Below are 12,443 nucleotides of genomic sequence, written 5' to 3'. Positions count from 1 at the left end.
CCCCAGGACGCCGCCGACGAGGGTGAGCGTCGCCGCGACCAGCGCGACGACGACGTGATCGCCCAGCCACCGCCGGCGCGCGACCCCCGATGACAGCAGCAGCTCGGCGGTGCCGCGGGTCTCGTCCTGGCGGGCGCGGACGATGGTCTGCGTCGCCGCGCACGCCGCGAAGACGCCCAGCATCACGAAGAAGACCACGACGAGGCCCCGCGCGAGATCCGCGCCGGCGCCCCCGAGGGCCCGCAGGACGGCGGTGACCGCCGGGTTGTCGTCGCCGATCCGGTCGGCCACGGAGCCCAGCGAGGTCGAGAGGACGCCGACGAGCACCCCCGCCGCCGTCCAGCCGATGACGGAGGGCAGGCTCTGGCGGGCGACGAGCGCCAGATGGGAGGCGAGGGCGGGGCGCGCGTGCGCGCGACCGCGCCGCTCGGGGAGGAAGGCGGCCCCGAGGTCGCGATGGGCGTGCAGCGCCGCCGCCGCGCCGATCAGGACCGCCGCGACCGCCGCGCCGAGGATCAGGGGCCGGGGATCGTCGGCGTCGAAGGGGCGCACGTTCTCGGCCCAGCCGAACGGCGACGCCCAGGCGAGGCCCGAGCTCGTCATGCGCGTGAGGTCGTCGCTCGGGGTGCCGAGCGCGTTGCCGACGCCCGCGACGACGAAGCATCCGAGCAGCACCCAGACCGACAGGCTGTTCGCGCCGCGCGCGGTGGGCAGCAGCTCCGCCGCCGCCAGACCCACGCCCAGGAAGACGAGCGCCACGACGAGGCAGGCCGCCCCGACCAGCGCCGATCCGAGCGCGGGAGCGCCGCTGGCGACGAACACGGCGCTCACCACGACGCCCAGCACCGCCGCGGCGACCGCCCCGTGCACCACCGTCGCCGCCAGCGGGACGGACCGGCCCGCCGGCGTCGCCGCCACCAGCTCCAGACGGCCCTCCTCCTCGTCGCCGCGGGAGTGCCGCACCGCGAGGAACGAGCTCATCAGCGCTCCCAGCAGCAGCAGCCACGGCAGCAGGAGGAACGCGACCATCTGCGCTTCGCCCGCCCCCGACGGCAGCCCGCGGAAGAGCAGGATCACCGGATTGGCCATCACCGTCGCCAACAGCGCGACGCGCTCCTGCTCGTCGCCGTACGAGCCGCGCACGCCGGGGTAGCCGGCCGCGGCAAGGGCGGCGGTGCCCCCGATCCACACGCTCAGCTGCACGGCATCGCGGCGCAGGCGTTGGCGCAGGAGCGGAGCCAGCGTCGTCATCGCGGCCCCCCGGTCGGCTGTGCGCTGTAGTGGCGGAGGAACAGCTCCTCGAGCGACGGGGGAGCCACCCGCAGCCCTTCGGCGCCGAGCGCCCCCAGGCGCGGCAGCGCCGCCGCGACGGCGTCACTCGCGAGGGTCAGCGAGATGCGCCCCGCGGCCTGCGTGACGTCCTCGGCGCCGGGCACCGTGCGCGCCGCCGCGAGCGTCGCACGATCCGTCGCGACGAACGACACCTCCGTCCGGGTGAGGTGGCGCATCTCGGCGAGCGTCCCGGCATCCACGATGCGACCGCCGCGCACGATCGACACGCGGTCGCACAGCAGTTCGACCTCCGACAGGATGTGGCTGGACAGCAGCACGGTGGCCCCGGCATCCCGCACCCGGGCGACCTCCTGACGGAAGACGACCTCCATGAGGGGGTCGAGGCCGCTCGTGGGCTCGTCGAAGACGTACAGGTCGGCGGGGACGGCGAAGGCCGCGACGAGCGCCACCTTCTGACGGTTGCCCTTCGAGTACGCGCGGCCCTTCGTGCGGGTGTCGAGATCGAAGTCCACGCAGAGCCGGCGTCGCACCGCGGCATCCGCCCCGCCGCCGCCCGTGCGCAGGCGGCAGAGCAGGTCGATCGCCTCGCCTCCGGACAGGTTCGGCCACAGGCTCACGTCGCCGGGGACGGAGGCGATGCGGCGGTGAAGGCGGGAAGCCTCCGTCCACGGGTCGCCGCCGAGCACGGTCGCCGAGCCCGACGTCGGCCGCGCCAGCCCGAGCAGGATGCGGATGGTGGTGGACTTGCCGGCGCCGTTGGGGCCGAGGAAGCCGTGCACCTGGCCCTCGTCGACCGTGAGGTCGAGCCCGTCGAGGGCGTGCACGCGGCCGTAGTGCTTCGTGAGGGCGTCCGTGCGGATGACGGCGGTCATGCGCCGGATGCTACGCCGAGGGCGGGTGTCGCGGTAGATGCGACACCCGCCCTCTCCCCCGGTGCGTCGGGGACGGCGCTCAGATCTGCGAGCGCGGCCCCGGTTCGACGATCTTGTTGAAGCCGGTGACGGGCTGGTTCTCGTCGAACGAGACGACCGGCCGGCGGAAGCCCCGCGTCAGGAAGACGAGGTACAGCAGGCCGAGGCCCGTCCAGATGAGGCCGACGATGAGCGCGTGGTCGTCGAGGTTCACCCACAGCAGTCCGGTCAGCGCCATGCCGATGGCGGGCATCACGATGTAGTTGACGACGTCGCGCGGTGTGTGGCGTCGTCCCTGGCGGATCGCGAACCAGGCGATCACCGAGATGTTCACGAAGGTGAACGCGATGAGGGCGCCGTAGTTGATGTAGTCGACGATCTGGTCGAGGGTGAACGCGATGGCCGCGAGGCTCACGATGCCGACCAGGACGACCGTGAAGGCCGGCGTGTGGGTGCGCGGGCTGATGTAGCCGAAGAACTTCTTGGGCAGCACGCCGTTGCGGCCCATCACGAGCAGCATCCGCGCGACGGAGGCGTGCGAGGCGAGCCACGACGCGAGCGTGGCCGCGAAGCCCGCCGCCGTCAGCACCGACTGCAGCACGATGCCGCCGACCTGCGAGCCGATCTCCGGCAGCGTCGAGTCGGCGATCGCCTCGGGCGGGAACGCCTCGTGGGACGGGAAGCGCAGCTGCGTGAAGTAGGCCGCGATGAGGAAGATCGCCCCGCCGACGAGCACCGTGAGCAGGATGGCGCGCGGCATCGTCTTGGGGTTCTTCGCCTCCTCGGCGTACATCGTCACCGCGTCGAAGCCGATGAACGAGAAGCACACGATCGTCGCGCCGGCCAGGACCGCGCCGAACTCCACCTCCGGGTGGAAGAAGGGCTGCACCGAGGCGACCGTGCCGGCGCCGGCGCCCTGCACGAGCTGGACGATGACCATCACGACGAACACCGCCATGACCACGATCGAGAAGATCAGCAGAATCATGTTGACGTTCGACGTGCCGCGCATCGTCAGGTAGATGATCCCGGTGACGCCCGCCGTGAAGGCGACCACCCACACCCAGCCGGGGATGTCGGGGAACAGCGCCTCCATGTAGCTGCGGAGGATCAGCGCGTTCACCATCGGCAGCAGCAGGTAGTCGATGAGCGAGGTCCAGCCGACGAGGAAGCCGAGGCTCGGATGCATCGACTCGCGCACGTACGTGTAGGCGGAGCCGGCGCTCGGGATGACCCCGACCATCTTGCCGTAGCTGATCGCCGTGAAGCCCATGACGATCAGGGCGAGGGCGTAGGCGGCGGGGACGACGTTGTTGGTCTCGACGGCCACGTTGCCGAAGGTGTCGAACACGACCGTCGGCGTCATGTAGCCGAGGCCGAGACCGACGATGGACCAGACCCCCAGCGAGCGTGCGAGGGTGGCGGAGCGCGAGGATGCCGACGTGGCGGCCAGTGACTCGTTCGTGATTCCTCCTGATGATGAGGTCTTTCGGGTGCTCGAATACTAGGGTCGGCCTGTTTCGTTTGTGTAGCGTCGCCGTCACCTCGGATGACGCGTCGGCGCCATGTCCGGACGATTCGACCGGGGATCGCGTCCGCGCGGACGAACGGTGCGGGCTCAGACGCCGCGCAGGCCGTCGGTGCGTTCGAAGATGAGGCTCGTGTTGGTCGCCGCGACGATGGAATGGGTCGAGAGGTGGTCGGTGACGAAGGCGCGCAGGTCCGCGCTGTCGCGTCCGCGGAAGTGGATCACGAAGTCCTCCGCGCCGGCGACGTAGAAGTACTGGGCGACGTCGGGGTGGGTGCGCAGCTCCTCCGCGAAGCGCGTCAGCTGCGCCCGCGCCCCCGGACGGATGCGCACGGAGACGAGCGCCTCCGTGCGGTAGCCGAGCGCCGCGGGGTCGACGTCGATCGTGAAGCGGCGGATCGCGCCGCGTGAGACGAGTCGCGCGATCCGCGCGTGGACGGTGGACGCCGCCAGCCCCAGGGTCGTCGCGAGACGGCTGAGCGGCTGCCGCGCGTCGGCCCGCAACTCGTCGATGAGTCGGAGGTCAGCGGCATCCATCGAATCATTCGAGCCTGATGCGACCATGCGCCGATCCTATTTCGGTGGAACGTGCCGATGTCAACGAATCTTCGGTGGATCTTGTCGAGGTTCCGCGGGACTGACATCGTGATCGCGCTGCACCGCTCCACCTCACCCGCCCGTGGACCAGCACGAAGGAGTCCCGCCATGATCATCGGTGTTCCCGCAGAGATCAAAGACAGCGAGCGCCGCGTCGGCATGACGCCCACCGGCGTCGACGAGCTGGCCGCGCACGGCCACCGCGTGCTCATCCAGAGCGGCGCCGGCGTCGGGTCGGGCTTCGGCGATGAGGCGTACCGCGCCGCCGGCGCCGAGATCGTCGCCGACGCCGCCGAAGTGTGGGGCGCGGCCGACCTGCTCGTCAAGGTCAAGGAGCCCATCGCCCCCGAGTACGGCTTCCTCCGTGAGGACCTGACGCTCTTCACCTACCTGCACCTGGCGGCCGCCCCGGCGTTGACGCAGGCCCTCCTGGATGCCGGGACCACCGCGATCGCCTACGAGACGGTGCAGCTGCCCGACCGCTCGCTGCCCCTGCTCGCGCCCATGAGCGAGATCGCCGGGCGCCTGTCGGTGCAGGTGGGCGCGCAGCAGCTGCTCGGTCCGGCGGGGGGCCGCGGCATCCTGCTGGGAGGAGTGCCGGGCACGCCGCGCGGCCGTGTCGTCGTGATCGGCGGCGGTGTCGCCGGAACCCACGCCGCCCAGATGGCGGTGGGCCTCGGCGCGCACGTGACGATCGTCGACCTGTCGATCCCGCAGCTGCGGCGCCTGGACGAGCGTTTCGACGGTCGGGTCGACACGCGCGTGTCCACCCGTTCGACGATCGCCGACCTCGTCGCCGACGCCGATCTGGTCATCGGGTCCGTGCTCGTCCCGGGCGCCGCGGCGCCCAAGCTCGTCACCCTCGACATGGTCGAGCGGATGCGGCCGGGCTCGGTGCTGGTGGACATCGCGGTCGACCAGGGCGGCTGCTTCGAGGGCACCCACGCCACGACCCACACCGACCCGACCTACCGCGTGCACGACGCGATCTACTACGCCGTCGCGAACATGCCCGGCGCGGTGCCGCTCACCTCGACCCTCGCCCTGACCAACGCGACGCTGCGCTACACGCTCGCGCTCGCCGACCTGGGCACCGGCGCCGCCCTCGAGGCCGACGCGTCGCTGCGCGCCGGCCTGTCGATCCGCGGCGGCGAGGTGGTGGACACCCGCATCCTGGGGTGACACCACTCCCGTCCGGCGGGCGCGGGATGCCCGTCAGAGGCGGGTCCAGGCCTCCGTCAGCACGCTGCGCAGGATCTGCTCGATCTCGTCGAACTCGGCGGGTCCGATCGTCAGCGGCGGGGCGAGCTGGATGACGGGGTCGCCCCGGTCGTCGGCGCGGCAGTACAGGCCCGCGTCGAACAGGGCCTTGGAGAGGAAGCCGCGCAGCAGGCGCTCGGACTCGGCGTCGTCGAAGGTCTCCTTGGTGGCCTTGTCCTTGACCAGCTCGATGCCGAAGAAGTAGCCGTCGCCGCGCACGTCGCCGACGATCGGCAGGTCCAGGAGCTTCTCCAGCGTGGCGCGGAAGACCGGCGAGTTCTCGCGGACGTTCTCCAGCAGCTTCTCCTCCTCGAACACGTCGAGGTTCTCCAGCGCCACCGCGGCCGACACGGGGTGTCCGCCGAAGGTGTAGCCGTGGGGGAACGACAGGTCGCCGTGCGCGAACGGCTCGTAGACGCGGTCGTTCACGATCGTGCCGCCGAGCGGCGCGTACCCGCTCGTGACGGCCTTCGCGAACGTGATCATGTCGGGCTGGTAGTCGTAGGCCTGCGCGCCGAAGTAGTGGCCCAGGCGGCCGAAGGCGCAGATGACCTCGTCGGAGACGAGCAGCACGTCGTAGCGGTCGCAGATCTCGCGCACCCGCTGGAAGTAGCCGGCGGGAGCGGGGAAGCAGCCGCCCGCGTTCTGCACGGGCTCGAGGAAGACGGCGGCGACCGTCTCGGGGCCCTCGAACTGGATCATCTGCTCGATGCGGTCGGCCGCCCACACGCCGAACTCCTCGGGGGTTCCGCCGCCGAACCCCGACTCCGCCGCGCGGTAGTAGTTCGTGTTGGGCACCCGGAAGCCGCCGGGGGTGACGGGCTCGAACATGTGCTTCATGACCGGCAGGCCCGTGATCGCGAGGGCGCCCTGCGTCGTGCCGTGGTAGGCGATGGCGCGGGAGATGACCTTGTGCTTGGTGGGCTTGCCCTGCAGCTTCCAGTAGTGCTTGGCGAGCTTGAACGCGGTCTCGACCGCTTCGCCGCCGCCTGTGGAGAAGAAGACGTGGTTGAGGTCGCCGGGCGCGAGGTGCGCGATGCGGTCGGCGGCCTCGATGCCGGACGGGTGCGCGTAGGACCACAGCGGGAAGAAGGCGAGCTCCTCCGCCTGCTTCGCGGCCGCCTGGGCGATGCGGCGACGGCCGTGGCCGGCGTTCACGACGAACAGGCCGGCGAGCCCGTCGATGTAGCGCTTGCCGCGGGAGTCCCAGATGTGGTGGCCCTCGCCCTTGACGATGATGGGGACCCCGGGGCCCTCCGTCATCACCGACTGGCGTGCGAAGTGCATCCAGAGGTGGTCGCGGGCCTTGGCCTGCAGGTCGGCGTCGTCGATGGTCATCGTGTCCCCCAGTTGTAGAGCTGACGGTGGAGTTTGAGGTAGACGAAGGTCTCGGTCGAGACCACCTCGGGAAGGGCGCGGATCTGCTCGTTGAGCAGGTCCATGAGGTCGTCGTCGTTCTCGCAGACGACCTCCACGAGCAGATCGAACGAACCCGCCGTCGACACGACGTAGCTGACCCCCGGCAGGGTCGACAGCTGTGCGGCGATGCCGCGCGTGTCTCCGGCGACGCGGATGCCGATCATCGCCTGGCGGGCGAAGCCGAGCTGCAGCGGGTCGGTGACGGCGACGATCTGCATCACGCCCTGGTCGACGAGCTTCTGCACGCGCTGGCGCGTGGCGGCCTCGCTGAGGCCGACGGCCTTGGCGATCTCCGCGTAGGGACGTCGGCCGTCCTCCTGCAGCTGCTCGATGATCAGCTTGGATGCGGCATCCAGGGTCTGTCGACGCGAAGCTGCGATTTCCGTCGTCTGAGGCATGATCCGCGACGATATCAATCGCGGCAGTGAATAATCAAGACTGATTCAGAAGCTCTCGGGGGTCTCCATGGTGTCCAGGATGCCGATGAGGTCCTCGAACGTGGTGCGCGGGTTGAGGATCGCGAACCGCGCGTTCGCCCGGCCTTCGTGGCTCGACGGCGTGACGAAGGCGTGCTGCACGTCGAGCAGGCGCTGGGACCAGGCCTCGTAGTCGGCGCGGGTCCAGCCGTAGCGCTCGAAGACGACGACGCCGAGCTGAGGCTGGCGCACGAGCGAGAAGCCGGGGCGCGCCGCGATCTCGTCGGCGATGCGGCGCGCCAGCACGATCGACGCGCTCACCGCCTCGCGGTAGGCGGCGGCGCCGTGCGTGGCGAGCGAGAACCACAGGGGGAGCCCCCGCGCGCGGCGCGTGAGGTGCGCGGCGTAGTCGGACGGGCTGTAGTCGGAGCGGTCGGTCAGCGTGTCGAGGTACTCGGCGTGCTGCGTGTGCGCGCGCCGGCCCTGCTCGGGGTCGCGGTAGATGAGGGCGCACGCGTCGAAGGGGGCGAACAGCCACTTGTGCGGGTCGACGATGACCGAGTCGGCGTGCTCGACCCCCGCGTACAGGTGCCGGGCCAGCGGCGAGAGCATGCCGGCCAGGCCGTAGGCGCCGTCGACGTGCAGCCAGACGTCGTGCGCGTGGGCCGCGGCGGCGACCCCGGCGATGTCGTCGACGATGCCGAAGTTGGTCGAGCCCGCCGTGGCGACGACGGCGAACACCCGCTCGTGTACGTCGGCCAGCGTCGCGGCCACCGCGTCGCCGCGCAGCACGCCGTCGGCATCCGTCGGCACGGTGATCACGTCGACGTCCATGACGCGGGCGGCCGAGGCGATCGAGGAGTGCGCCTGCGAGCTGCAGACCACGGCCCAGCGCGCGGGGGCGGGCGCTGCCGCCTCGGCGTGCCGTGCGCGCGCGGCTTCCCGCGCCGCGACGAGGGCGGAGAGGTTTCCGAGCGTGCCGCCCTGCACGAAGACGCCGCCCGCGGATGCCGGCAGGCCGAACTCGTCGGCCAGCCAGCGCAGCACCTCGTTCTCGGCGTGCACCGCGCCCGCGCCCTCCAGCCACGAGCCGCCGTAGAGCGCGCTCGCCGACACGACGAGGTCGAACGCCGCCGCGGCCTTCGTGGGGGCCGTGGGGATGAAGGAGAGGTAGCGGGGGTCGTCGGTGGTGATGCAGGCCGGGGCGAGCACGTGTGTGAACACACCGAGCGCGCGCTCCGCGCCGACGCCGTCCTCGGAGATCGTCCGACCGGCGAGCCGGCTCAGCTCCGCCGCGGAGAGCGGCTTGTCGAGCGGGGTGTCCTGGGCGAGCAGGCGTTCGCGGGAGTAGTCGAGCACGAGATCGACGATGCGGCGGGTCTCGGCGGTGACGTCGTGCATGCGGGCGGCATCGGTCATGTGCGGTCCTTCAGGGCGGGGGTGCGCGGCGGCACCGGTCGTTCGGGGGTGAGTGTCTCGATCGCGCAGCCGAGGCGCAGGAGTGCGACGTCGTCGCCGGATCGTCCCGCGATCGTCAGCCCGATCGGCATCCCGATGTCGGACAGGAGTCCCATCGGCACCGTCACCGTCGGGATGCCGAGATGGCGGATGGCGAGATTGCCGTTCGCGACCCACACGCCGTTTCGCCAGCCGAGGTCGGCGGAGGCGGGGTTCACGTCCGTGTCGGCGGGGCCGACGTCGGCGACGGCGGGGAAGACGACGGCGTCGAGGCCGCGATCGTCCATCCAGGCCTCCAGGTCGAGCCGACGGGTGTGCTCGAGGCCGCGGAGGCCCTCCTCCAGCTCGGGCATGTCGCGCCAGGAGGTGCCGGGGTGGGCGCGCACCCAGTCGGGGTAGGTCGCGATGTCGTCGTCGAAGCCGGTGTAGCGGTCGGGAAGGGCGCCGGCCGGGTGCGGGAAGACGCGGGCGCCGTCGACGGCGGCGAGCGAGGACAGGGCGGGGTCGCCGTTCGCGGCGAGGAAGTCCTCCCACGCCCACGCCGAGAGGTCGACGATCTCGCGGCGCAGGTAGGCGGGCGAGACGAGCCCGCGGGTCGCGATCGTGGGCGCGCCCGGGCGGTCGCCCTCGTAGTTGCTGACCACGGGGAAGTCGACCTCCACGACCTCGGCGCCCGCGGCCTCCAGTGCGGCGCGCGTCTGCTCCCACAGCGAGATCACGGAGGCACGCGTCCGGATCCGCTGCCCCGTCGGGCCGCCGATGCCGGGTGCGGCGGAGGTCCCGGCATCCGGATCGGCGTTGACGTACATCCGGGGGATGCCGAGGCGCAGTCCGGCCACCGCGGCGCCGGAGGCGAGCGTCCGGTAGTCCTCCGGTCGCAGTGCCGAGGGGGTCTGGAGGGAGATCCACGGCTGTGTGCGCCAGAAGTCGCCGCGGGTGTCGGGGTCGTCTGCGACGATCACGTCGAGCACCTCCAGGAGGTCGGCCATGGTGCGGGTGTGGGGCACGACGACGTCCATCGTGGGCACCAACGGCCAGTTGCCGCGCGTCGAGATGACGCCGCGCGAGGGCGTGTAGGCGCACAGCGCGTTGTTGCTGGCGGGCCCGCGGCCGCTCGACCACGTCTCCTCGCCCAGGCCGAAGGCCGCGAAAGACGCCGCGGTCGCCGTTCCCGAGCCGTTGGACGAGCCCGAGCCGAACGGCGCCGTCAGCCAGTCGCGGGAGTAGGGGCTCTCGGCGCGCCCGTAGACGCCGCGCTGCATGCCGCCGTTGGCCATCGGCGGCATGTTCGTCAGTCCGAGGCAGATCGCACCGGCGGCGCGCAGGCGCTCGATCGTGAACGCGTCGCGCTGGGCGACCAGCTCGGCGAAGGCGGGGGAGCCCGCGGCTGCCGTCAGGCCCCGCACGAGGTAGCTGTCCTTCGCGGTGTACGGGATGCCGTCCAGCGGCGAGAGCGCAGCGCCGCGGGCGCGCCGCGCGTCGGAGGCCGCGGCCTCCGCGAGCGCGTCGGGGTTGCGGACGACGACGGCGTTGAGGGCGGTCGCCGTGTCAGGGCCGTCGTAGGCGGCGATGCGCGCGAGGAAGACCTCGACGAGTTCGACGGCCGTCGTGAGCCCGTCCTCGAGCGCGGCGCGGAGGTCGGCGATGGTGGCCTCGACGACGTCGATCATCGCGGCGTCTCCTGCCCGCCGAGTGCGGGCTGCTGCTGCGTGATGCAGTGGATGCCGCCGCCGCGGGCGAAGATCGGGCGGGCGTCGACCGTGACCACCGCGCGTCCCGGGTAGGCGTCGGCGAGGATCGCGCGAGCCTCGGCATCCGCCTTGTCCTCGCCGAAGCCGCAGGCGATGACGCCGCCGTCCACGACGAGGTGGTTGACGTAGCTCCAGTCGACGAAGCCCTCGTCGTCGCCGTGGCCGTCGCGCAGCGTCGCCGGCGCGGGAAGCTCGATGACCTCGAGGCGGCGCCCGGCCGCGTCGGTCTGCGCGGCGAGCAGCTCGTGCAGGGCCTCGCTGACGGCGTGGTCGGGGTGTGCGGGGTCGCGCTGGGTGTGCAGCAGCACGCGGCCGGGGGAGGGGAAGGTCGCGACGATGTCGACGTGGCCGTTGGTGCCGAAGTCGTCGTAGTCGCGCGTGAGCCCCCGCGGCAGCCAGATGGCTTTCGTCGTGCCCAGCGTGCGGGCGAACTCCGCTTCGACGCGGGCCCGGTCGGCGTAGGGGTTGCGGCGCGGGTCGAGCTGCACCGTCTCGGTCAGCAGCACCGTGCCTTCGCCGTCGACGTGGAAGCCGCCGCCCTCGGTGACCAGCGTGGAGGACACGAGCTCGGCGCCGACCTCGGCCGCGATGAGGCGGGCGTGCTCCGCCGAGCGCTCCCACCGCGCCCAGTCGTGGGCTCCCCACCCGTTGAAGATCCAGTCGACGGCCCCCAGGACGCCGGGACGTTCGTCGTCGACGACGAACGTCGGGCCGTGGTCGCGCATCCAGAACTCGTCGACGGGCGCCTCCAGGATCGTGACGTCGCCGGGCAGCATCCGCCGGGCGCGCGCGAGCTCGGAGGGGTCGACGACCATCGTCACCGGCTCGAAGCGGGCGATCGCCGCGGCGACCTCCGTCCAGGCGGCGTAGCCCTCGTCGCGGTCGGCATCGCGCTCGCCGAGGGTCGGCCCCTCGACGGGGAAGGCCATCCACGTGCGCGCGTGCGGCGCGGTCTCGCTCGGCATCCGCCAGCTCATCGGCATCCTCGACTCTCGTCCGGTCCTGGAGTAGCTTATTGATCACATGATCAACTCATCGGAGGGTAGCGAGCGGATGCCGCAGACGTCAACCACTGGGCGCGCACGATTGAGCGCCGAGCAGCGGCGTGAGCAGATCGCCGGCGCTGCGCACGACCTGGCGCTCGCCGACGGTCTGGACGCGGTGACGCTGCGCGCCGTTGCGACGCGCGTGGGGGTGGCGTCGGGACTCGTCGCCCACTACATCCCGAGCATGGACGACCTCGTCGCCGACACCTTCTTCGACATCGTGGCCGGCGAGCTCGACGAGGTGCGCGCGCTCCTCCCCGCCGCGCCCGCGCCGGTGCGGATCGGTGCGCTGCTGCGGACCACGCTGGATCCCGCCCGGCGCGACGTCACCCTCGTCTGGGTGCAGGCGTGGGCGCTGGGGACGCGCAACGCGCCGCTCGCCGAGAGGGTGCGGGCGGCGATGGACGCCTGGCGCGGCGCGCTCGCCGACGAGATCGTGCGGGGGATGGATGCCGGGGTGATCCCTGCGGCCGATCCGGAGCCCCTCGCGTGGCACCTGCTGGCGATGATCGACGGTCTCAGTGCCCACGCGCTGGTCGGCTGGGGGCCGGGGATCGAGCCGGTCGCGCCCGTGCTGCGCGCGGCCGCGGGTCTGCTCGGGGTGGAGGCGGACGCGCTCGACGGGGCGTGACGGTGGCCTCGGGCGGTCGCGGGATTCCGCGATCTCGCTCTTGCGTGTTTCGAATTTTTGTTCTATAGTGGGGTGAAGAAACCCCGCGCGTGCCCACCTTCTGTTGCGGGTCCTGTCCTCCGGTCGTGGCCGG

Annotated in this window: 11 protein-coding genes; 2 read left to right on the top strand and 9 right to left on the bottom strand. The window is 72.0% G+C overall.

Annotated features, from left to right (window positions below; all coding sequences use genetic code 11):
* The 4 genes from AC1Q49_RS15305 to AC1Q49_RS15290 all read right to left on the bottom strand — a co-directional run.
* Positions 1-1,251 (bottom strand): efflux permease Rv1217c-related protein (locus AC1Q49_RS15305; protein WP_492493204.1); only part of this gene is annotated, 1,251 nt, incomplete at its 3' end.
* Positions 1,248-2,165 carry an ABC transporter ATP-binding protein gene (locus tag AC1Q49_RS15300; protein WP_492493202.1) on the bottom strand — a complete coding sequence of 306 codons (918 nt, stop codon included), beginning with the start codon at positions 2,163-2,165 and terminating at the stop codon, positions 1,248-1,250. The genes AC1Q49_RS15305 and AC1Q49_RS15300, both read right to left, overlap by 4 nt.
* A 79-nt stretch (positions 2,166-2,244) precedes the next feature.
* Positions 2,245-3,609: an APC family permease gene (locus AC1Q49_RS15295; RefSeq protein WP_255266099.1), complete on the bottom strand. Its 1,365-nt coding sequence runs from the start codon at positions 3,607-3,609 to the stop codon at positions 2,245-2,247.
* A 213-nt stretch (positions 3,610-3,822) separates the two neighbouring features.
* Complete coding sequence (locus AC1Q49_RS15290; RefSeq protein ID WP_061782404.1) at positions 3,823-4,269, bottom strand: Lrp/AsnC family transcriptional regulator; 447 nt, start codon at positions 4,267-4,269, stop codon at positions 3,823-3,825.
* A gap of 168 nt (positions 4,270-4,437) precedes the next feature.
* Here AC1Q49_RS15290 and ald point away from each other — a divergent pair, with 168 nt between their 5' ends.
* Positions 4,438-5,511, top strand: coding sequence for an alanine dehydrogenase (ald, locus tag AC1Q49_RS15285; protein ID WP_191009480.1), 1,074 nt, complete (start codon positions 4,438-4,440; stop codon positions 5,509-5,511).
* A 33-nt stretch (positions 5,512-5,544) separates the two neighbouring features.
* On the opposite strand, the gene AC1Q49_RS15280 is transcribed toward ald, so the two are convergent.
* The 5 genes from AC1Q49_RS15280 to AC1Q49_RS15260 are packed head-to-tail and all read right to left on the bottom strand — an operon-like array spanning position 5,545 to position 11,610.
* The gene (locus AC1Q49_RS15280) at positions 5,545-6,927 is read right to left on the bottom strand and encodes an aspartate aminotransferase family protein (protein ID WP_060960226.1); all 1,383 of its coding nucleotides are present in this window, start codon (positions 6,925-6,927) and stop codon (positions 5,545-5,547) included.
* The gene (locus AC1Q49_RS15275) at positions 6,924-7,406 is read right to left on the bottom strand and encodes an Lrp/AsnC family transcriptional regulator (protein WP_101305449.1); all 483 of its coding nucleotides are present in this window, start codon (positions 7,404-7,406) and stop codon (positions 6,924-6,926) included. Before AC1Q49_RS15275 ends, AC1Q49_RS15280 begins: the two co-directional genes overlap by 4 nt.
* Positions 7,407-7,451: 45 nt before the next feature.
* A complete protein-coding gene (locus tag AC1Q49_RS15270) occupies positions 7,452-8,843 on the bottom strand; it encodes a pyridoxal phosphate-dependent decarboxylase family protein (RefSeq protein WP_492493198.1) in 1,392 nt (463 codons plus the stop codon).
* On the bottom strand, positions 8,840-10,552 hold the full coding sequence (locus AC1Q49_RS15265) for an amidase (RefSeq protein WP_492493196.1): 1,713 nt from the start codon (positions 10,550-10,552) through the stop codon (positions 8,840-8,842). Before AC1Q49_RS15265 ends, AC1Q49_RS15270 begins: the two co-directional genes overlap by 4 nt.
* Positions 10,549-11,610 (bottom strand): agmatine deiminase family protein, encoded by a 1,062-nt coding sequence (locus AC1Q49_RS15260; RefSeq protein WP_492493194.1) that lies wholly within the window; start codon positions 11,608-11,610, stop codon positions 10,549-10,551. The genes AC1Q49_RS15265 and AC1Q49_RS15260 overlap by 4 nt, the downstream gene beginning before the upstream one ends.
* Positions 11,611-11,686: 76 nt before the next feature.
* Here AC1Q49_RS15260 and AC1Q49_RS15255 point away from each other — a divergent pair, with 76 nt between their 5' ends.
* Complete coding sequence (locus AC1Q49_RS15255) at positions 11,687-12,310, top strand: TetR/AcrR family transcriptional regulator (protein ID WP_492493192.1); 624 nt, start codon at positions 11,687-11,689, stop codon at positions 12,308-12,310.
* Positions 12,311-12,443 lie beyond the last annotated feature (133 nt).

Source organism: Microbacterium sp. MPR-TSA4 (assembly GCF_058792815.1).
This window is presented reverse-complemented; position numbering and strand designations above follow the sequence as displayed.